We start from the raw sequence: 20,837 nt of genomic DNA on the forward strand, positions 1-20,837 counted from the left end.
GGGCATCGATGATCTGCTCGATCCGGTCCTTGACCTCACCGAGCAGCTCCCGCAGCCGCAACTGCGAAAGCGTATCCCGCACCGAATACGTGCCGCCCATCGGCGTGCCGTCGGTCATTCGGTCATCTCGACTGCTCCCGGATACTGGCCTATCCGCTGCTCCCGAGTCTGCATCTGTTCGCGCCTGACTGCACCAGAATTCTACCTACTCGCGTGGGGCAGACGTCCGATGTTTCGACCGACGGCGGGGTTGGCGCGATGGTCACAGGCAGCGCTGGTTTCATCGCAGCACCGTCCGGACCGCACGTTCCCGCGCGGGAAGGCCCGGCGATGTCGACAGCTTCGACGACCGGGCCGGTGGACACAGCCGAGCCGATCGTGGCCAGAGGACCCGGCATTCGGTGACCTTCGGCCGTCACCTGCGTCGCTGGTTCGCGCGATGCTGAATCACAGTCGACAAAAGCGGACGACACCCGTCGAAAGGTGATTGATCGTCATGGGTGAATTCATCAGGAGAAGCGCCCTCGTCACCGGCGGCGCGCGCGGTATCGGCGCATCCGTGGTGGCCGCTCTGGCGAAGGAGCAGATTTCAGTCGTCATCGGCGATCTGCTCGAAGGCGAGGGCACTGCTCTGGCGGCGGCACTCGGCTCGGGCGTGATCTTCCGCAGGCTGGATGTGACCGACGAGGCGTGCTGGCGCGCTGTCCTCGACGATGCCGAGGCGGAGTTCGGTCCGCTGGCGGTATTGATCAACAACGCGGGAATCGTCGACTTCGGCGACGTCGAGTCCGAATCTCCCGCGATGTTTCGGCATGTGGTCGACGTCAACCTCTACGGCGCCTGGCTGGGTATGCATCTGGCCGCGCCGCGCCTGCGAGCCGCGGGCGGTGGCGTCATCGTCAACATCTCCTCCACCGCCGGGCTCATCGGCTACGCGGGTGTCGGCGCCTATGTCGCGAGCAAATGGGGTTTGCGCGGCCTGACCAAGGCCGCCGCCCTGGAACTGGGGCGCGCGAACGTTCGCGTGTGCTTGATTCACCCGGGCCCTGTTCACACACCGATGACGGCGGCACTGGACGAATCCGTCGCCGCGAACCAGCCGCTGGCCCGCTTCGGTGAGCCGGAGGAGGTGGCCGCGATGGTGCGATTCCTGGTCACCGAGGCCACCTACTCGACCGGCTCGGAATTCGTGCTCGACGGTGGCGCCACCGCCGGTCAGGTTCTGGGCCTACCGGACGACTCCCGATGAGAGGGCCAGCGATGCCGAGAACACACCCCGACCCCGAGACACTTCGATCCGCGTTGGCGCTGGCGTCTCGGGCGCCATCGGTGCACAACACCCAGCCATGGCTGTGGCGGCTCGGACATGAGACAGTGCACCTGTACGCCGACGAGAGCCGGAGGCTGCCGCACACCGATCCCGACGGACGCGATCTGCTGCTCAGTTGTGGTGCGGCTTTGCATCATTTCCGAGTCGCCGCTCGCGCGGAGGGGTGGGAGACCACGATCCATCGGCTACCGAATCCGGCCGCGCCCGAACACCTGGCGTCGATCGAATTCCGTCCCATCGCCAGCAGTCCCGAGGACGTGGAGTCGGCCCGCGCCATCAGCAGGCGCAGCACGGATCGCCGCCGCTTCAGCTCGTGGGAAGTTCCGGCGGCGCATCTCACGGCCATGATCGACGCCGGACTGGCCACCGGCGTGCTCGTGCGCGACGTCGACGCCGAACCGGCTCGGACCCAGTTGCTGCGCGCGTTCGAACAGGCGGCCTGGCAGCACGCTCGTGACGTCTCCTACGGTGCCGAACTGGCGCAGTGGAGCGGCAGACACGCGGCGCCACAAGGTGTGCCCGCGCGCAATGCGGTGCTGACCGGGGCCGATCCCACCGTGCGTCCTTTCTCGAACCCGGGATTACCACAGGCTGTGGTGCGCGACATCGATACCGCCGACCGGATGCTGCTGCTGAGCACCAGCAGTGACGACCGATTGTCCCAGCTGCGCGCCGGGGAGGCCGCGAGCGCGGTGCTGTTGACCGCCACGACACTAGGGCTTGCGACCTGCCCGCTGACCGAGCCGATGGAGTTGGCCGACACGAGGAGACGCATTCGCGCCGACGTTCTGGACGACACCGGATATCCGCAAATCATCATCCGGACCGGTTACGCGATCACGAGCGCTGACCCGGTTCCGCCCACGCCCCGCCGCCCGCTCGCCGAGGTGGTGCAGCCGCTCGATTCCTCGGAGCCATGATCGAACGCGGTCGAGAGGCGTGATGCGAGCCAGCTGAACAAACCGATTGGTACGGATATGCGACGACCGACCTGAGACCGAGGAGAACGCGATGACGGAGCACTCGACCGGAACTGCCGCACCGACCGATCGGCCGATCGTGGTCGCCGTCGACGGTTCGGCAACCTCGTATCACGCGGCGGCATGGGCGGCGGCCGACGCCGCGCTGCATCGCGCCCGGCTGCACATCGTCACCTCCGTGTCCGTGCGGCCCGGATACGGCGTGGGCGCGACCCTCACGGAGGCCGATGTGGAGTGGCTGCGCAAGGACGGCGAACGAGTGCTCACAGAAGCCGCGCGCGTGGCCAGGACGACAGCGGCGGGCGAGGCGCTGACGATCAGCACCGAGTTGACCGTCGCACCGATCATTCCGGACCTGATCGACCGGTCCGGGCGCGCGCGAACTCTGGTCGTCGGCAGCCGCGGTCTCGGCGCGTTCCGGCGAGAATTGCTCGGTTCGGTGAGCGCCGCGATGACCAGGCACGCGCACTGCCCGGTCGCGGTCGTGCGCTCGACGTCGGCGACCGATCCCCTTACCTCGGGGAAACCCGTTCTGGTGGGGGTGGATGGCACCACCAACAGCGTGCCCGCCGTCGAACTCGCCTTCGAGGAGGCATCGCGGCGCAAGGTCGGTCTGATCGCGCTGCACACATGGAGCGATTCGAGCGGGATCGACCTCGTTCCCGGGTGGGACGCTGTGCGGGAACGCGAGGACGCGCTGCTGGCGGAGAATCTCGCGGGCTTCGGCGAACGCTATCCGGATGTCGCGGTGCGACGTGTGCTGGTGCGCGACAGGCCGGTTCGGTCCTTGCTCGATCAATCGGAGGACGCTCAGCTGCTCGTGGTGGGCAGCCACGGCCGCGGTGGGTTCACCGGCATGTTGCTCGGTTCCACCAGCGCGGCTTTGCTGCATTCGGTGGAGTGCCCCATCCTCGTCGTGCGTCAGCGCTGACCCGGTAGGTCGGACCGGTCGTATATCGGCTGATTATCCCCGGTGCGGAGCCTCGCGCGTGGCGAGCGCTTGCTCGAGCAGAACTCGCCGCTCGGCGGCGGCGATCGTCCGGCGGGCGACGGGCACGACGTCCGGTGTCACCGATATCGAGGTGATGCCCATTCGCACCAGGTATTCGGCGAACTCCGGGCGCGTCGAGGGCGCCTGTCCGCACAGCGAGGACGTGATCTTCAGCCGCCGGGCCGTCTCGATGATCTTGCCGATCGCGTCGAGTACGGCGGGGTCGGATTCGTCGAACAGTTCGGCGCACGTGGTGGAGTCACGGTCGACGCCGAGCATCAGCTGGGTGAGGTCGTTGCTACCGATGGAGACGCCGTCGATGCCCAGACCCACGTATGCGGGCAGCCAGTGCACCACCGAGGGCACTTCCGCCATCACCCAGCGGTGCAGTCCACGCTGGTCGCCCAGCGGGCTGCCGTCGATGAGGTCGAGGCAGGCTTCCAGCTCCCACCGGGTGCGCACGAACGGGATCATCAGGTGCAGATTCGGCGTCTTCTCACGGACGAGTGCGAGCGCGGTGAGCTCGAGCGCGAACACCTCCGGTTCACGGATGTAGCGATAGCAGCCGCGGTACCCGATCATCGGATTGCGTTCGTCCGGTTCGTAGACCGTGCCCCCTGCGAGGTCACGGAATTCGTTGGTCCGCAGATCGGTAGCCCGATAGATCACCGGCCGCGGGGCGAATGCCGTAGCGATCCTCTGCAAGGGCTCGGACAGACGTTTGACGAAGAGGTCCTTCTCACCCCGAGCTATCAGATCCCGCGGATGGCGTCCGTCGAGTGCCTGAGTGATCAGCGTTTCCGCGCGCAGCAATCCGACGCCGTCGACGTCGGTGGCCGCGACTCGTTCGGCGGCATCGGGTAGTGCGAGGTTGACGTAGATGCGGGTCGCGGTCGGTTCCGCCGCGGCGGTCGGCGCCGACGGGCGAGGTTCGGTCCGCACCGGTTCCGATCGCCCGGTCCGGATCTGGCCCGTGGATCCGTCGACGGTGACGACGGCGCCCTCGGTGAGGGTAGTGGTTGCTGTGCGGGTGCCGACCACGCAGGGCACGCCGAGTTCGCGCGCGACGATCGCGGCGTGGCATGTCATCCCGCCGCTGTCGGTGACCAGGGCGGATGCTCGGGAGATGGTGGGCAGCCAGTCGGGATTGGTCATACTCGCGACGAGGACCTCGCCGGCCTGCAGTGCCGAGCCCTCCGATGGTGACCGCAGAATGCGTACGGCGCCGCTGGCTCGTCCCGGAGCGGCGGCGAGGCCACGTAGCAGGACCTGGGCCGGGGCTCCCGCAGGCGCCGCGGGCTTTCCATCGGGGCGGCCGGTCAGTGTGGTGATGGGCCGGGCCTGGACCAGCCACAGGCGCTCGTCGTCGAAGGCCCATTCGACATCTTGCGGACGGCCCCCGTGCAGCTGTTGTACTTGTAAGGCCGTCCGGGCAACAGCCACAGCCTCGTCCTCGTCGAGTACCTGGCCCGCCGCCTCCTCGTCGCTCAGCCGGATCTGCTGGTCGCCGTCGGGGCCGGGCACGATGGCGTATGCCTGATGGCCCGACCGAGCGGCGATCAGCGTTGGCCCCTTGGCGTCGAGCATGTAGGTGTCGGGCTCGGTGGCGCCGGAAACCACCACCTCGCCTTGTCCGCGCGCCGCCTCTATCACCACGCGATCGCGGCGGCCGGTCGCCGGGTCCGCGGTGAACGCCACGCCCGATCTGCGGGCTGCGACCATCCGTTGCACCACCACCGCGATATCCGGGCGTTCGTGCATCCGGCGGCGGGCGCGATAGGTGAGTACGCGCGGGGTGAACAGCGACGCCCAGCAGTCGACGACAGCATGTATGAGCCGGTCGTCGCCGCGGATATTGGTGCGCGACAGGTTCATTCCCGCGAAGGAGGCGGTCGCACTGTCTTCGCCGACGGCGGATGAGCGCACCGCGACCGGAACGGAATCGCCGAGCCGGTGGTAGGCGGCGAGCACGGCGTCGCGCACTGCTGCCGCCATCGGGGTCTGGTGCACGAGCTTGCGCATCCGGGTGCACAGTTCATCGAGTCCTGCATCGTCGGAGCGAGCGCTCTGCGAGGCCGCTTGCAGCGCCTCGTCGTGCAAGGTGTCGAGTTCGGAGCCGTGCGGACCGTGGATGATCACCTCCTCGTAACACGATTTGAGGATCACGTACCCTGCCGGCACCGGCAGATGCGCCGCCACCAGCTCGCCGAGATTCGCGCCCTTGCCCCCTGCACGGTCGGCATCCGCCAGCCGCAGATCGGCGAGGTCTGCCACATAGTCGCCCATAACGGCTCCGATCAATCGGAATTCCAACGTCGCGTGTAGTCAGCTTGGCTCAACATCATGCGCGTTCACCACGGCCGAAGGTCCCCTTGTGACGCGCATTGGCTCCCGTCGTCGCCACCACTCGGCATAGCGGACCGGACACTCGATGCCCACTGGCCGTTCGCGTCCGACCGCAGCAGCGCGGCGGCCGGTATCGCTATCGGATGCGAAGTCATCGCGTCACCAACCCGGCCCTCGCCCAGCCGGTGACATAGCTCGGCGGTGGTGGGTTCGGCATGCGCCGCCGACTGCAGGAACCAACCCAGCAGCATCAGCCACAGCCCATCCAGGTGCGCGAACAGCACGAGTTCGCGATACCGATCATCAGCAAGACCGTGCCGAGGAATTGTCCACTGCGGGCGGCCGAGGTCGCAGCGCACAAACGGTCACCAGTGCGCCGCCAGATCACCGCACGCAGTACACGGCCGCTGTCGAGCGGCGCCCCGGGCAGAAGATCGAGACACCGCCGAGCAGCTACAACACGATCACGTCGACGCGAACACGACTGCGCCGGGCGACGATCGAATGGGCCGGCTCGTGGGCGAGCAGCGCCGCGCAGAACGCGATGGCCCCGATGACGGCTGTGGCCCACACGACGGCAGTGGCCGCGGTGCCCGTCAGGTACGAGCCCAGAACCCCAGGTGGACAGGCCCAACGTGACCAGCACCGACCAGTGAGCGGCGAGGCGGATGCCCGCGATCCTGCCGAGCGGGAATGTTCGATGGATCGTCGGGTGCCATCCAGCAGGGTGGGGCGGGAGTCACCGGGTGCGTTTGTCACGGGGTGATGGTGGTGGAACGAGCTGATGGGAGCCGGAGACTGCGGGCGATGGCGTCGGTCCATGAGCGGACCGCCGCCCAGTCACGCAGATCCCCGTAGTGGCCTTTGCCGAGCAGTCGGTAGAGCATGCGGGTCCGTAGGGAGATGCCGTCGCTGTCGTACCGTCCGGGGAATGCGCGGTAGTCGTGTGCCTTGACCGAGTCGCGCAGTTCCGCGATCTTCCTCGGGACCAATCGCCCTAGGCGGCGGCCGATCGGACCGCGCAATGCCGGGGCGAGGCCGACGCTGAACAGCCACACGTCCTTTTCCGCCAACTCGTCTCGGTGGGCGCGCATATAGTCGGTGACGGAGGGCAGGAGTTTCATGTTGTGCACTGCACTGCCGAGCACGAGGGTGTCGAAGTTGGACAGTTCGGGGGCGTGGTCTATATCGGCGAGTTGGACGATGGCGTCGCGACCCGACAGTTCTGTGCCGATGAACTCGGCGATGTCGCGGGTGGATCCCTGTTCGGTCGCGTAGACGACCGCGATATGGTGTTTGTCCTGGTCCATGGCGAAAATCTTCCTCGTGGACACGCCCTCCGATGAGAGGACTCGTGCCCGGGCACAGGGGACCATCGTCACTGCCGGTGGCGGCGCAGCAGCCAACGCCGCAGTTCATCGGCTCCCCACACGATGAACGGGTACGGCAGTGTGAACGCGAGCATGGCAGGGCTGAGAGCGGCCGTCCCGAGCAGATTTTGCAGCACCGGGAGGTAGATGATCACTGCCGCGAGGGCGAGTTCGAAGCCGATTCCCCACAGCAGCAGGCGATTGGACAGCACGCCGATGGAGCGCAGCGAAGCACGGTCGGTGCGCGCGGCGAACGCGGTGCCGATCTGGCCGGCGACCATGCCGAAGAAGGTCATGGTGGTCGCCTGTTGGTAGGTGTGGTGCAGCGGCGTGCCCGGTCCGGTGGGATCGCCCGGGTGCCAGCCACCCCGCAGTAGGACGAAGAAGAAGCCCGCCATGGCCAGCACCGCGGCGATCACGCCGAGGAACAGCCACGCGCGCAGCAGCATCGGTGTACGGATCACCGACTCACCGCGTCGGCGCGGCGGCCGCTGCATCAGGCCGGGCTCGGCTGCTTCTCGTCCGAGCGCCAGTGCCGGAAGCGTCTCGGTGCCGACGTCGAAGGCCAGCAGTTGCATTACGGTCAGCGGCAGCGGAACCGCGCCGCCGGAGAGCGCGAACACCAGCAGCGGCGTCACCTCCGGCGTGGTGTGGGCGAAGATGTAGCAGATGAACTTCCTGATGTTGTCGTAGACGCGTCGACCGGCCTGGATGGCCGTGGTAATGGTGGCGAAGTTGTCGTCGGTGAGCACCATCGTGGCTGCCTCGCGAGCCACGTCGGTGCCCGAACGGCCCATCGCCACACCGATGTCCGCGCGTCGCAGTGCGGGCGCGTCGTTGACGCCGTCGCCGGTCATGGCGACCACGTGGCCTGCGGCGCGCAGCGCGTCGGCGATGCGCAGTTTGGCTTCGGGGGAGGAGCGGGCGAAGATGAGTTCGGTCGGCCCGGCCAGCAGCTGGTCGAGATCGGCTTCGCTCATCCGCTCGAGTTGGGTACCGCTGATCACTTTCGGCCGTCCACGCGTGATGCCGATCTGGTCGGCGACCGCGGCAGCGGTCAGGCCGTGGTCGCCGGTGATGACGATGATGCGGATGCCCGCCGCGTGGCACAGCCGCACGGCTTCGGCGACCCCGGGTCGGGGCGGGTCCTCCATGGCGACCAGGCCGAGCAGGACCAAATCCTTTTCGGCCTGGTCCCGGTCCTGTGGAGCCGCGGAAGCGCCGAGATCGCGCTCGGCGACGGCCAGCATCCGCAGTCCCTGCTGGGCGCGGGAATCGACGCGTTCGTTGAGTTGTGCGCGGCGCTGTTCGCTCAGCGGTCGGAGACCGCCGTCCGGGCCGAGTTCGGCGGTGCACAGCGGTAGCAGCGACTCCGGGGCTCCTTTGGTGTGCACGCGCAGCCGCCCGGCCTCGTCCGCGTCGACCGTCGACATTCGTTTGTGGACCGGGTCGAAGTGGAACAGACGGCGCCGCAAGCGCTCTCGTTGGTCGGCGCGAACCTGCTCGCCCAGGGTGGAGGCCGCGGCCAGCAGTGCCAGTTCCATGGGGTCACCGACGGCGGAACCGGACTCGATGAGGCGAGCGTTGTTGCAGGCCGCCATCGTTTCCGCCACGCGGGCAAGCGTGGGATCCTCCGGTCCGGAGGCTGCGTCGGGGTCGTGCGCTCCGGTTGCGGTGTCGATCACGACGACCCGCATGCGGTTCTCGGTGAGGGTGCCGGTCTTGTCGGTGCAGATCACATCGGTGGAGCCGAGGGTCTCCACGGCGCTGAGGCGTTTGACCACCGCGCCGCGGCGCGCCAGGTCACGCACACCCATCGCCAACGCGAGGGTGATCACCGGCAGCAGACCCTCCGGGACATTACCCACCAGCAGTCCTACGGCGAAGACCACGGAGTTGACCGGGGACAGTCCGGCCCCGAGCATCGCGACCGGGATGAATGCCGCCGCGAGCAGCACGGAGATCAACGCGATCAACCAGGCCACCCGGCGTACTTGCTGTTCGAGGGGACTTTCGTCGCGCTCGACGCGTTCGGACAATGCCGCGATGCGCCCGAGTTCGGTGTGCATGCCGGTGGCGAAGACGATCGCGCGAGCTTCGCCCTCGGTGCACGAGGTGCCGCTGAAGAGCAGTTCGCGGGCCTGCGCCAGCGGCACTTCGGCGTCGACGGCGTCGGCGCTGCGGTAGACCGGCATCGATTCCCCGGTCAGTTCGGACAGATCGACCTCGATGCCGCCGTCCAGCAGCCGTCCGTCGGCGCAGATCCGGTCACCTTCGGTGATGACCAGGACGTCGCCCGGTACGACACAGGTCGCCTCCACCTCGGCGACCTGCCCGTCGCGCACGACCTTCGCTCGCATCGGCAGGTACGCGGCAAGGGTTTCCACCGCTTGCTCGGCGTGCCGCTCTTGGGCGAACGCGAATCCCGCGTTGATCATGATGACGACGACGATCGCGATCGCGACCGGGACGATGCCGACCGCGGCCGCGAGCCCGGCCGCAGCCCACAGCAACAGCGCGAGTGGGTGGCTGAACTGGCGTGCCAGCTCACGCAGTGGGCTTCGGCTGCCGCGCCGCCGCAGGACGTTCGGCCCGTAGTGGATCAGGCGCCGTTCGGCCTCGCGCGTGGTGAGCCCGCTGCGGCTGCCGCGCAGATCGCGCAGCAGCAGATCGATCCGCTCGGTCGGGTCTATCCGCTGACCGGTCTCCGCTTCGACCAGGCCGGTCACAGCGACGCCGCCACGTCACGAGTGGTCGTCAGTGCCGGTATCCGGCATTTCACCGAAGCCACCTCTCGAGCGTGCGCTACGCGGTGGGTGCCGGACAGGGGCAAAAGTCCCGCTTCTCGCGCCGCCCTCGGGCCGACCGCCGCTGGATGATTGGTTTCGGTCGCTGCGAACACGACTCGGCACTGTCGGGGGTACGCGGGCGTCGTCGATCACGTCGACGGGGTCCGAACCGTCTATGGTGCGGGTGGGAGCGGCGACAACCTCTTGCTCACGGTTCGGTGATGGATGCCGCCGACGAACCCCACTAGACACTCGTCGGGCGGGGCTTGTACGTCGGCCGGGAGACTGCTCCAGCAGATGCGCCCCCGGATTCCGATGCGTGCTCGCTGCCGAGTCGTAGCACGGTGGCGAATCCTTCGGCGAGGCACTTGGTCAGCGTTTCGGTGTCGGGCACGGCTGCGGTATCGGCGTTGATTCCGATGTTGCAGGTCCCCGCATGCGAGGTCAGCGTCACGTTGACGGCGGTACCGATGGTGGGGCCGAAGGAGTACATGCGGTCGATCCGCGCCCCGGCGATGTAGAGCGGCACCGGGGAACCAGGAACGTTGGAAGCGACGAAGTCGACGTGTTCGAGCATTTCGGTGAGCAGTCTCGCGGGCAGGCGGTTCAGTGCGGCCGCGACGAGACCGGACAGCGGAATTGCCGGTTCCCGCCGCCAACCCGAAACCGCGGTGTCGACGGCACGCATCAGGTCCGCGGTCGCGGCGATGCCGGCCGGTAAGGCGAAACGAGCGAGGGTGATGCGGTTGCCGCCGAGCGGATCGTCCGGGGCGCACAGGCTGATCGGCATCGTCACCCGCAGCTGGTCGAGCGTAACTCCGTGCCTGATGTGATATGTGCGCAATCCGATCACCACGGCGCTCAGGAAGGCATCGTTCAAGGTCAGGAAGGCATCGTTCAAAATACATCCCGCGGCACGTGCTGTGCCGCGCAGTCCTTCGAGGGGCACGTCGAGCACCGACACCCGCCGCCCTAGACCCCGCCTGGTCATCACTGGTGAGAGCGTCGTGGTGATCGGCCGGGCCAAGCGGACGAGCGAACTGGCCAGCGCGACACCATCGCGCACCGCCCGGACGGGATCGCGCAGGGCTCGCCGTACCGCCGGCGGCGTCGAGCGAACGCCGCTCACAACGAGTTCCGAGCCGACGGCCGAGTTCCACGCCATGATGTCGCGCAGTGCGCTCGCGTAGTCGGCTCTCGGCTCCGGCGGACGACCATGGTCGGTGCCCATACGATCGAAGTCGAGCAGCGCTGTGGCGATCTGGATGCCGCCGATGCCATCGGTGAGGCTGTGGTGCACCGTCAGCACCAAGGCGCATCGCGTGCCGTCCAAACCGCTGAGCAGCGTCGCACGCCATAGCGGGCGGGCCTGGTCGAATCCGGTCATGGCCTCGGTCCGTGCGAATCCGAGCACCGCGCTCATGTCCGCCGGGTCCGGCAGCACGGATCGTCGCACATGCCAGGACAGATCGAAATCCGGATCGGGCACCCACCGTGGCGGGGCGAGGCCGAGTGGCGCGGCGACGAGCAGCTGCCGCAGCCTGGGGACGATCCGAGTGCCGAGGTCCATCGTCCGCAGTAGGCGGTCCAGATTCGGCTCGGTATCGAGTACCAGAACGGAGACGATCGTCGAGCGCAGGACCGGATCACGCTCCATGTTCCAGGAGAACAGGTCCGACTGTGACATGTGGGTGTGCTGGGGCGAGGGCCGGTTTTGCCTGCGGTCGATGACGAAGACCTTTTTGTGAAGGTCCTTCGTCCTCTGGCCGGGGCGCGCGGCTGGGTCACCATCCGGCAAGCAGGTGCCTGCCGCTGAACCGGCTCACCTACTACGGCTGACAGCGACCGGTGCCGGAAACGCCGCGCCGCGCCAGGCGTTGAGCGCCTCGGCGACCGATTCCTCGATCGCTCGGGTGGTGTCGAGCTCGACGGCCTCGGGCCATGGTGCCGCCTCAGCCGCCAAAGCGTCCGCTATAGCCGGAGTCGCGTCCGAGTCACCTCGGGGCCTGGCGCAGAGTCGTTCGGCGGCGATGGCGCGCGGACAGGCGCACCGCAGCGATACCAGATCGCTGCGTGTCTCGTCGCCCACGGTGGCCGCGCGGGCGCGCTGGTCGACGTCGGTCCAGCTGGCGTCGAGGACGACCGAGACGCCGTGCGCGAGCAGGTCCCTGGCCCGCGCCAGCATTCGCGTATACACCGATTCCTTCGCCGTGCGTCGATAGGCACCCGCGCCGTATAAGCCCGCGGTGCCCTCGATGGCTCCCGTCGCGCGCAGACCCGCGCGGACGCTGTCGCTGGAGATCGCGACGGCGCCGGTCGCCGCTGCCAAACGGGCCGCTACGGTGGACTTCCCGGTACCGGGCAGGCCGCCGACCAGCGCGAGACGCACGGCGCCCTGTTCCAGGTGCTCGACGGCGAGTGCGAGATGTCGCACGGCGCGCGCCGCGGCTTCGGGATCGCCTTGCTCGGCGCGGATACTGTCGGTCTTCGCTCGGACCGTCGCCCGGTAGGCGATGTAGTGATGCCGAAGCGATGGCGGAGGCGAATCGCCTGCCGCGCGCAGGTAGTCGGTCAAGAAACAGACGGATTCTTCCGTATGCCCGAGAAATTCCAAATCCATCGCCAGGAACGCCGCGTCGTCGAGTCCGTCGAGGCAGCGCAGCTCGTCGTCGAAATCCAGACAGTCGAGGATACGGAAGCCATCGGGCAGGACGAAGATGTCCTCGGCGAGCAGATCTCCGTGGCCGTCGACGATGCGGCCCTCGGCGATGCGCTGTGCCAGCAAGGCGGCGCGGCCGTCGATGAAGCGCATCGCCAGGTGCTCGGCCCGAGTGAGGAGCGCGGGATCGCTTACCGCTGGAGGGTGTTCGCGCAGGGGCCGCAACAGCGTGTCCCAGCGTCGTCGCAGCAGCGCCGGTGTGCCCGCGCGGTCGATGTCCGCGCCGCGCCGTGCCGCCGCGTGAAAACGCGCGACAGTCTCCGCCAGCGCGGACAGATCAGGCGCCTGCTGGGCAGAGTCCGTGAGCATGGTGGACAAGCGCAGTGCGTCGGGCATGCGGCGCATCACGATGATCGGTTCCGGGGCGTCGCCTTCGGGGTCGGTCAGGTGGGCCAGACCGAGATAGACGTCGGGTGCCAGGCGCTGGTTCAACTCGACTTCGCGAACGCAGGCTCGCTCACGGTTCTCGGGCGTGCCGAAATCGAGGAAGTCCGTGACGACCGGTTTCTTGGCCTTGTAGGCGCGGTCTCCGCACAGCACCACCACCCCGGTATGCGTCTCACGCACCTGCGCGAAGGATTCGTGGGTGACGTGGAGGGCGGTGCGCAGGGCCGAGGCATCTTGCATGACGACTCCCTCTGGTAGACGAGTTGATCTACAGCGTGGTCGGGGCCGCCCGCGCTGCCTAGGGTCCAATGGCCTGCCCCGCACCGGCATACGGTGCGGTGCGATGTCGGCTGTGAGCGCCGAGCGCGAAGGTCGTTCGTCCGATTCGCTCGGGACCATCTCCCCTATGATCGTCGACCCGTGAACCTGCCGTGATCCGCCGCAGAAGGACAGGCTGGAGTCGTATTGCCCGAGCCGGAGCGGCGCTATTGGTAGCTCATGGCGGTCGGGGCGTAGCACGGGTACGAGATGATCGGAGACAGTTCATGCCGCGTCTGCCTGACCCAACGGATCCACCGGCCGCCGCCGCGGCGCCCGACGGTGAATCGCGTGCCGCGCGGCGGCGGATGGTCGCTGCCCTCGCGTTGGTCTGCGTGATAGCTGTGCTGGTCACCGCAGGCTTCGCGATACATCTGGTCAGCGCGCAGGCCGCTGACCTGGTGTGGCTGGCGGCCACGGTGGCCGCGCTCGTTCCCGCGACGGCATGGGTGCTGTCGGATCTCCTGAAACGGCGCTACGGCGCGGACCTGCTGGCCTTGGTGGCGTTGGTCGGCGCGGTGGTCGTCGGTGAGTACTTCGCCGGTGCTCTGATCGCGCTCATGGTGGCCACGGGGCGGGTGCTGGAGGCGTACGCGGGACGCCGCGCCGGACGCGATCTGTCCGCCTTGTTGCGCCGGGCCCCGGCCCAGGCGCATCGCCGTCGCCACGACGGCATCGAGACCGTCGCCGCGACCGCGATATCGCCCGGGGATCTCGTGGTGGTATTGCCCGGTGAGACGGTGCCGGTCGACGGCGTCCTCACCACAGCGGGAGTCTTCGACGAATCGGCGCTGACAGGCGAGTCGGTCCCCGTCGTGCGCCGGGCGGATATCGAGGTGCGCAGCGGTGTGGTCAACGCGGGCACGGCCGTGGATATCCGAGCCGCGGCGACGGTCGAGGCCAGCACCTATGCCGGCATCGTGACGCTGGCGCGGCAGGCCGCCGCCGCGGCAGCTCCTACCGTGCGGCTCGCCGATCGCGTCGCGGTGTGGTTCCTGCCGCTGGCTCTCGCTGTCGCGGGCGGCGCCTGGCTGTTCACGGGGGATCCGGTACGGGCGGTGGCGGTGGTCGTCACGGCGACGCCTTGTCCGCTGCTGCTGGCGGTGCCGGTCGCGATCACGGCCGGGATGTCGCGGACAGCGCGGGCCGGTGTGGTGGTGAAAGACGGTGCCGCGCTCGAGGCGCTGGGCCGGGCACGGTGCCTGGCGATGGACAAGACCGGGACCGTGACGGTCGGACGGCCGGAGGTGCTCGATATCGTCACCGCGCCCGGCGTCCGCGCCGAGCAGGTGCTACGCCAGGCGGCGGCGGTGGAAGAGTTCTCGCCGCATGTGCTCGCGCGTGCGGTCGTCGCCGCGGCGGCGGCACGCGGTATAGAGCGGGCGGTCGCGCAGGCAGTGTCGGAAGAACCGGGGCAGGGGGCGACCGGGACGGTCGAGGGCCGCGTGGTGCGGGTCGGCCGGCTTCCGGCGCAGGCGCAGCGGGCGCCGTGGGCGCGGGCGGCGATGCGGCGGGCGCGGCTGGATCTGGCAGCGGTGGTGTGGGTGTGCGTCGATCAACAGCCGATGGCCGCACTGCTGGTGCGCGACCGGATCCGCGTGGACGCCGGACGCACCATGCGCCGGCTGCGATCGGCGGGTCTGCGACGGCTGCTCATGCTCACCGGCGACCGGGTGGACAACGCCGCCGAAGTGGCACACCTGCTCGGGCTCACCGAGGTCGTCGCGGACGCTGACCCCGCCGACAAGATCGCGGCCATCCGCGCGGAACGTCACAACGGGGTGACGGTGATGGTCGGCGACGGGGTGAACGACGCGCCCGCGCTGGCGGCCGCCGACGTCGGTGTCGCGCTCGGCTCGCGCGGGTCGACGGCGGCGGTACAGGCCGCCGACGCGGTGATCGTGGACGACCGCATCGATCGGCTCGCCGACGCGGTGGAGATCGCTCAGCGATCACATCGTTTGGCGGTGCAGAGCGCGACGGCCGGGATGGCGATGTCACTGGCGGCGATGATCGCCGCGGCTTTCGGACTGCTCATGCCCGCGGCGGGCGCGCTCTTGCAGGAGGGCATCGATGTGGCGGTGATCCTGAACGCGCTACGCGCCGTGCGGGTACATCGCGGCCGGTCGACCGCGGCGATCGAGCCGCTGGTAGCCCGTTTCACGCGTGAGCACGGCAGACTGCGGGCCGCACGCGCGTCCGTGCGGCAGGCCGCCGACGCTCTGTCGAGCGGTCCGGGGCCGGGTGCCGATGCCGCGGTCCGCGGCGCGTTCGAACTCCTGGTCGACGACATACTGCCGCATGAGCACGCCGAGGAATCGGAACTGTATCCAGCATTGACCGGTTATCTGCGCGATCCGGAGGCGATGGTGACCATGAGCAGAGAGCACACCGAAATCGAACGCCTCATCCGACGCGTCGGCCGTCACCTCGACGACGCGCCACAAGGAATCCGCGCGGACCAGATCGATGATCTGCGTGCCACGCTCTACGGACTGGACGCCGTACTCACCCTGCATTTCGCGCAGGAAGACGAAGCATTGTTCACCTTGGCGCCCTCGGTCGACAATCCGGTGCCGAGTTCGGCCCGATGACCTAGGTCCCAGCATCCGAAGGGCGGTCGACTCTGCTCCGGTCGTCGATGAGTGCGCAGAGTATTCGGTACCGGGCCGAGACAAGTTCCCCGACGGCGGGCGTCCGGGACGGGATCGAATCGTCGTGAATGGGCGGCAGTGAGGAGGCTTCGGTGAGCCGGATCGTGACATTGACGATGAACCCAGCGATCGATCTCGCGACACGGGTGGACAAGGTGGTACCGACGGACAAGATGCGCTGCGCGACACCACGTTACGACCCGGGTGGCGGCGGCATCAACGTCGCGCGTACCGTGGCCGAACTTGGTGTCGAGGTGAGAGCGGTGTTCCCCACCGGCGGCCCGCACGGACGACTGCTGGAACAGTTGGTGCGCGACACCGGGGTGCCGCCGGTACCGGTGCAGACGGCCGAATCCACCCGGGAGAGTCTCTCGGTCACCGAGACCTCCAGCGGCGAGCAGTATCGCTTCGTCTTCCCCGGCCCTCGGCTCACCGATCCGGAACAGCATCGCTGCCTGGCCGCGGTCGAACGTGCGGCACTCGGCGCGGACTATCTCGTGGCCAGCGGCACCCTCCCGCCGGGCGCTTCCGCGGACTTCTACCAGATCCTCGCCGATCTCCTCGCCGACCTCGGTGTGCGGGTGGTGCTGGATACTTCTGGCAACGCGTTGCGCAGCGTGCGCCGCGGCGTCCACCTGATCAAACCGAGCGTGCGGGAACTCGGCGACTACGCCGGGCATCCGCTGATCGACCGCGCCGAACAGTTGGCGCAGGCACGCGGCCTCATCACCGCCGGAGTGACGGAGATCGTGCTGCTGTCCCTCGGCGCCGTGGGCGCGCTTGTGGTGACGCGGGAATCGCACGAATGGTTCGCCCCGATCCAGGCGCGGGTGCGCAGCGGTATCGGGGCCGGTGACGCGATGGTCGGCGGCGTCGTGGTTGGTCTGGCGCGGGGGTACGAGTTGTCCGAGGCGGTGCGCCTGGGCATCGCCGCCGCGACCGCGGCGCTCGCCACCACCGGTACCGGGCCCGGCCGCCACGAGCACATCGCGCAGCTGTACCGACAACAACCACGCGACAGCGATCACACAGCCGACGTCGATGAGGTGGCAAGGCCGGCGGCTACCCAGCTGCAGGAGGGATCGCCGCGATGACCGAGTCCGCGATAACCATCGCCGGCCTGAGGAAATCGTTCGGTCCCGCCACGGCGCTGGACGGACTGGATCTGACCGTAGGCACCGGTGAGATCCATGGCTTCCTGGGGCCGAACGGCTCGGGCAAGACGACGACGATTCGTATTCTGCTCGGCCTGCTGCGTGCGGATTCCGGGACAGTGCGGCTGTTCGGCGGTGACCCGTGGTCGGACGCGGTCGCTCTGCACGCGCGATTGGCCTACGTGCCCGGTGAAGTCCTCCTCTGGCCCGGTATCACCGGCGGCGAGGTCATCGACTTGATGGGCCGTCTGCGCGGCGGCATCGACCAGCGCCGCCGCGCCGAATTGCTGGAGCGCTTCGATCTCGATCCGCACCAGAAGGCGCGTGCCTACTCGAAGGGCAATCGGCAGAAGGTCGCGCTCGTCGCGGCGCTGGCGTCGGACGCGGAACTGCTGTTGCTCGATGAACCGACCGTTGGGCTCGATCCACTCAAGGAAGCCGAATTCCAGCGCTGTATCGCGGAATCGAAGAACGAGGGCAGGACCGTCCTGCTGTCCAGCCACATCCTGTCCGAGGTGGAGGCACTGTGCGATCGGGTGAGCATCATCCGGCGTGGGCGCACCGTGGAGAGCGGCACCCTGTCCGCGTTGCGGCATCTGACTCGCACCACGATCACCGTCGAAACCATCCGGCCCTTGACGGCTCTGGACGCGGTGACGGGAGTTCACGACCTCGTCCGCAACGGCACACGGGCCAGGTTCGACGTCGATACCGCCCACCTCGACGCCGTGACGCGCGTACTCGCCGATCTCGGTGTGCGCAGCCTCACCAGCACGCCGCCCACACTCGAGGACATTTTCCTCCGCCACTACGGCGCCGCTTCGGTCTCTTCAGCGGAGGACAACCGATGAGCACCCCCATGATCTCGTGGCCGATACCGCGGGAAGAGCTTTCCGGGGCAGGCACGCTACTGCGCTTCGCGCTATGGCGCGAGCGGTTCTCGCTACCGTGCTGGGTGCTCGGTGCCGCCGCGCTGCTCGCCTTCCAGTCGGTCGGCAGTCAGCGCTTCTATGACACACCGCGGAAACTCGCGCAGCTGCGCGAGACGGTGAGTGCCAGCGCGGCTGCCGTCGCTATGGGCGGTCCCACGCGATTGCTGACGACCATCGGCGGTGAAATCGTGTTCGAGATACTCGCGTATCTGGCGGTCGTGGTCGCGTTGATGAACATGTTCCTGGTCGGCAGGCATACTCGCTCGGACGAGGAGACCGGGCGAGCGGAATTGCTCCGCTCGGGGCGGGTGGGGCGCCGGGCACCCGCCGTCGCCGCGCTGACACTGGCGGGGTTGGCCGATATCGCCGTCGTTCTGGTGCTCTTCGCCGCCGCTGTCGGAACCGGACTTCCGGCGGGTGGCTCACTGCTGCTCGGCGTGGTCGCCGGGGGCGTGGGTGTCACGTTCGCCGCTGTCACCGCCGTCGCCGCGCAAATCTTCGAGAATCCGCGCAGCGTCTACGGGGCGGTCGGGCTCGCTGTGGCGGCCGCCTACGTGGCGCGGGCGATCGGCGATGTGGGCAGCGGAGCAGTCGCCTGGTTATCGCCGATCGGGTGGGCCCAGCGCAGCTACCCCTACGCCGGCGACCGCTGGTGGACGGTGCTGCTGTTCGCCGCCGCGTCTCTCGCGCTGACCGCTTCGGCATTGGCCCTGCTGGACCGGCGCGACTTCGGTGCCGGACTCCTTCCCTACGGCACAGGGCGCGCGACGGCGTCTTGGGCGTTGGGCTCGCCGCTGGGTCTGGCCTGGCGATTGCAGCGCGGTTCGCTGGCCGGATGGGCCGTGGGCGTATTCGCGCTGGGAGCTGCCTACGGCTCGTTCACCGAGAGCATCGAGGACTATCTCGCCGACAACCCCGAGATCGCCGCCTACCTTCCCGGCGGTGCGGCCGACGCGGTGAATTCGTATCTGTCCCTGACGGTGTCGATCGTCGCGCTGCTCACGGCCGCGTTCGGCGTCGCCAGTGTGCTGCGCGCGCGTGGGGAGGAGACCGCGGGACGAGCCGAGTCGCTGCTGGCCGCTCCGGTCAGCCGATATCGCTGGCTGGCGAGCCATCTCACCATCGCTTTGGGGGGCGGCGCACTCCTATTGGCCGTCGGCGGTTTCGCCATCGGCCTGACCTATGGGTTGACGATCTCCGATTTCGGACAGGCGCTGCGTATGGCCGGTGTGGCGCTGGTGTACCTACCAGCGGTCTGGTCGGTGATCGCGGTCGCGGCGCTGGGCGTCGGCTGGGCTCCGAGAGCGGCTATAGCCGTGGCGTGGGCCGCCTTCGCCTACTGCGCCGTGGCGTTTCTCTTCGCGGCTGCTTTCGATCTGCCGGACTGGTTCGATGACGCCTCGCCGTTCACCCACCTTCCGAAAGTCCCGCTGCACCCCGTCACCGCCACGCCCGTACTCGTGATCATCCTGGCCGCTTCGGCCGCGCTGCTGATCGCTGTCGCCGGTTTTCGCCGCCGCGACGTCGGGTATTGACTCCGCCTCCCTCCGCGGCGAACACGTGGTCGCTCGTCGGGCGACTATCCTGCAACACCGGCTGTACGCCGGGCATCGGACGGAAAGCCGGATACGTGCCTCTGCGCGCGCTCGAATTCAAGGCGTGCACGTGCGGCGGTGACCCGCTACGACAGTGGTCCGGCGGGGTGGATGGAGCGCGGGCGGTGGATGAACTCGATCCGGTTATCGGGCGGGTTCGGGCATGTCCAGGATCTCACCGAGCGGTCGGCGCGCAGTCGCCGGAGCGTTCGGCTGCGATTCGGGTGCGATACCGACGCGGATCAACACCTGGGGGAGGCCGGAGTGTCCGGTCAACTCCCGGACCACGGCACGGCTGCTCGGCACTTCGGTCAGGTGGGTCAACGGACAGGTCGCGAAGCCGGCGAGCGTGCATTCCAGTAACACAGTGGACAGCACCTCACCGCAGCGAACCAGTTCCGCGGGTGTGTCGCGGTCGGTGGACAGCACCAGAATCATCGAATGGTCTTGGGTGATCTCGCCGCGCCGGTCGCCGGTGGTGGTGGTCGGGAACTCACGCCCCACGCCGACTCGCCGACGTTCCTCTTGGGAGATCAGCGCGTCGCTGGGCACACCAGCGTCGCCGATCGTGTGCCCGGTCCACCACCGCAATTCGGCGTGGTATCCGGCGTCGTAGCGGCGGAGCGCGGCGCTCATCTTCGAGGCGCGGGCGAGATCGGGGCGGCAGTCGTCACCCAGCACGTCGAGTGTGGCGTCGGAGGGATCGAAGGTCCAGCGTAGAACGGTTTCGAAGTCGGGCCATCCGACAGGCGCCTGGAACGGCAGCCGGTCGGTGTGTCGTCGCAGGATGGCGTCGGCGCGAGCACGGTCGCCCTCAGTGACGATGGGAGCCGGTTCGAAGGTGATGTTGGCCAGGTGTTGGCGGCGGTTCGGATCGGGGAAGCGGGCAACGTGGACGCGCCAGCCTGCGGCGGCCATCGCCGCGCGCAGATGATCCAGAGCGATTCCACAGCTGATCAACATTTGCCTGCCGGAGGTGTCCGTCGCCGGAAGCATGCGTTCGGCTACCGCGAACAGACGCAAGGTTCGGCCGTCGAATGTCCAGTGCCAGGGTTGGCTGTTGTGCAGCGACGGCGCCCGCCCGGCGAGCGATACGGCCTTCTCGATGGTTTCCCCGGACGGTGGCTGGTTCATACCGTCACGGTAGGGATCGAGAGGTGGCGTCCGGAGGAGTCGTAGGTCCCGAATCTCGTCGCAGGTGGTCCCCGATCGGTCGAGTGCCATGGGACCTCGGCCCCTAGACGGGAGGCTTCGGGCCGTTCAGGCTGTATG

General features: G+C 68.4%; 13 protein-coding genes. 7 read left to right on the forward strand and 6 right to left on the reverse strand.

Annotation, left to right across the window (positions count from 1 at the left end; genetic code table 11):
• The first annotated feature begins 496 nt into the window (after positions 1–496).
• The 3 genes from ACWEKR_RS29460 to ACWEKR_RS29470 all read left to right on the forward strand — a co-directional run bounded on the left by ACWEKR_RS29460 (position 497) and on the right by ACWEKR_RS29470 (position 3,241).
• Positions 497–1,249: an SDR family NAD(P)-dependent oxidoreductase gene (locus ACWEKR_RS29460; protein ID WP_452357219.1), complete on the forward strand. Its 753-nt coding sequence runs from the start codon at positions 497–499 to the stop codon at positions 1,247–1,249.
• 11 nt (positions 1,250–1,260) lie between these two features.
• Entirely contained in the window at positions 1,261–2,250 is a 990-nt protein-coding gene (locus ACWEKR_RS29465) for an Acg family FMN-binding oxidoreductase (RefSeq protein ID WP_452357220.1), read from the forward strand.
• Between the two features lie 91 nt (positions 2,251–2,341).
• A complete protein-coding gene (locus tag ACWEKR_RS29470) occupies positions 2,342–3,241 on the forward strand; it encodes a universal stress protein (protein ID WP_452357221.1) in 900 nt (299 codons plus the stop codon).
• A gap of 33 nt (positions 3,242–3,274) precedes the next feature.
• Here ACWEKR_RS29470 and ppsA read toward each other — a convergent pair whose 3' ends face one another.
• From ppsA to ACWEKR_RS29495, 5 genes are all read right to left on the reverse strand, one after another.
• Positions 3,275–5,587 carry a phosphoenolpyruvate synthase gene (gene ppsA, locus ACWEKR_RS29475; RefSeq protein ID WP_452357222.1) on the reverse strand — a complete coding sequence of 771 codons (2,313 nt, stop codon included), beginning with the start codon at positions 5,585–5,587 and terminating at the stop codon, positions 3,275–3,277.
• Positions 5,588–6,402: 815 nt separating this feature from the next.
• Positions 6,403–6,957 (reverse strand): flavodoxin domain-containing protein, encoded by a 555-nt coding sequence (locus tag ACWEKR_RS29480; protein ID WP_452357223.1) that lies wholly within the window; start codon positions 6,955–6,957, stop codon positions 6,403–6,405.
• A 68-nt stretch (positions 6,958–7,025) separates the two neighbouring features.
• A complete protein-coding gene (locus ACWEKR_RS29485; RefSeq protein WP_452357224.1) occupies positions 7,026–9,746 on the reverse strand; it encodes a cation-translocating P-type ATPase in 2,721 nt (906 codons plus the stop codon).
• Between the two features lie 304 nt (positions 9,747–10,050).
• On the reverse strand, positions 10,051–11,493 hold the full coding sequence (locus ACWEKR_RS29490; protein WP_452357225.1) for a wax ester/triacylglycerol synthase domain-containing protein: 1,443 nt from the start codon (positions 11,491–11,493) through the stop codon (positions 10,051–10,053).
• A 135-nt stretch (positions 11,494–11,628) separates the two neighbouring features.
• Positions 11,629–13,152, reverse strand: coding sequence for a bifunctional aminoglycoside phosphotransferase/ATP-binding protein (locus ACWEKR_RS29495; RefSeq protein WP_452357299.1), 1,524 nt, complete (start codon positions 13,150–13,152; stop codon positions 11,629–11,631).
• A gap of 305 nt (positions 13,153–13,457) precedes the next feature.
• Here ACWEKR_RS29495 and ACWEKR_RS29500 point away from each other — a divergent pair, with 305 nt between their 5' ends.
• From ACWEKR_RS29500 to ACWEKR_RS29515, 4 genes are all read left to right on the forward strand, one after another.
• Positions 13,458–15,824, forward strand: a complete 2,367-nt coding sequence (locus ACWEKR_RS29500; RefSeq protein WP_452357226.1) for a heavy metal translocating P-type ATPase — start codon at positions 13,458–13,460, stop codon at positions 15,822–15,824.
• A 152-nt stretch (positions 15,825–15,976) separates the two neighbouring features.
• Entirely contained in the window at positions 15,977–16,978 is a 1,002-nt protein-coding gene (locus ACWEKR_RS29505) for a 1-phosphofructokinase family hexose kinase (RefSeq protein ID WP_452357227.1), read from the forward strand.
• Positions 16,975–17,889, forward strand: a complete 915-nt coding sequence (locus ACWEKR_RS29510) for an ATP-binding cassette domain-containing protein (RefSeq protein ID WP_452357228.1) — start codon at positions 16,975–16,977, stop codon at positions 17,887–17,889. Before ACWEKR_RS29505 ends, ACWEKR_RS29510 begins: the two co-directional genes overlap by 4 nt.
• Positions 17,886–19,505 (forward strand): ABC transporter permease, encoded by a 1,620-nt coding sequence (locus tag ACWEKR_RS29515; RefSeq protein ID WP_452357229.1) that lies wholly within the window; start codon positions 17,886–17,888, stop codon positions 19,503–19,505. Before ACWEKR_RS29510 ends, ACWEKR_RS29515 begins: the two co-directional genes overlap by 4 nt.
• Before the next feature lie 204 nt (positions 19,506–19,709).
• Here the strand turns inward: ACWEKR_RS29515 and ACWEKR_RS29520 are convergent, their stop codons facing one another.
• On the reverse strand, positions 19,710–20,699 hold the full coding sequence (locus ACWEKR_RS29520; protein WP_452357230.1) for an Acg family FMN-binding oxidoreductase: 990 nt from the start codon (positions 20,697–20,699) through the stop codon (positions 19,710–19,712).
• Positions 20,700–20,837: the final 138 nt, after the last annotated feature.

This window comes from Nocardia sp. NPDC004573, assembly GCF_053602135.1.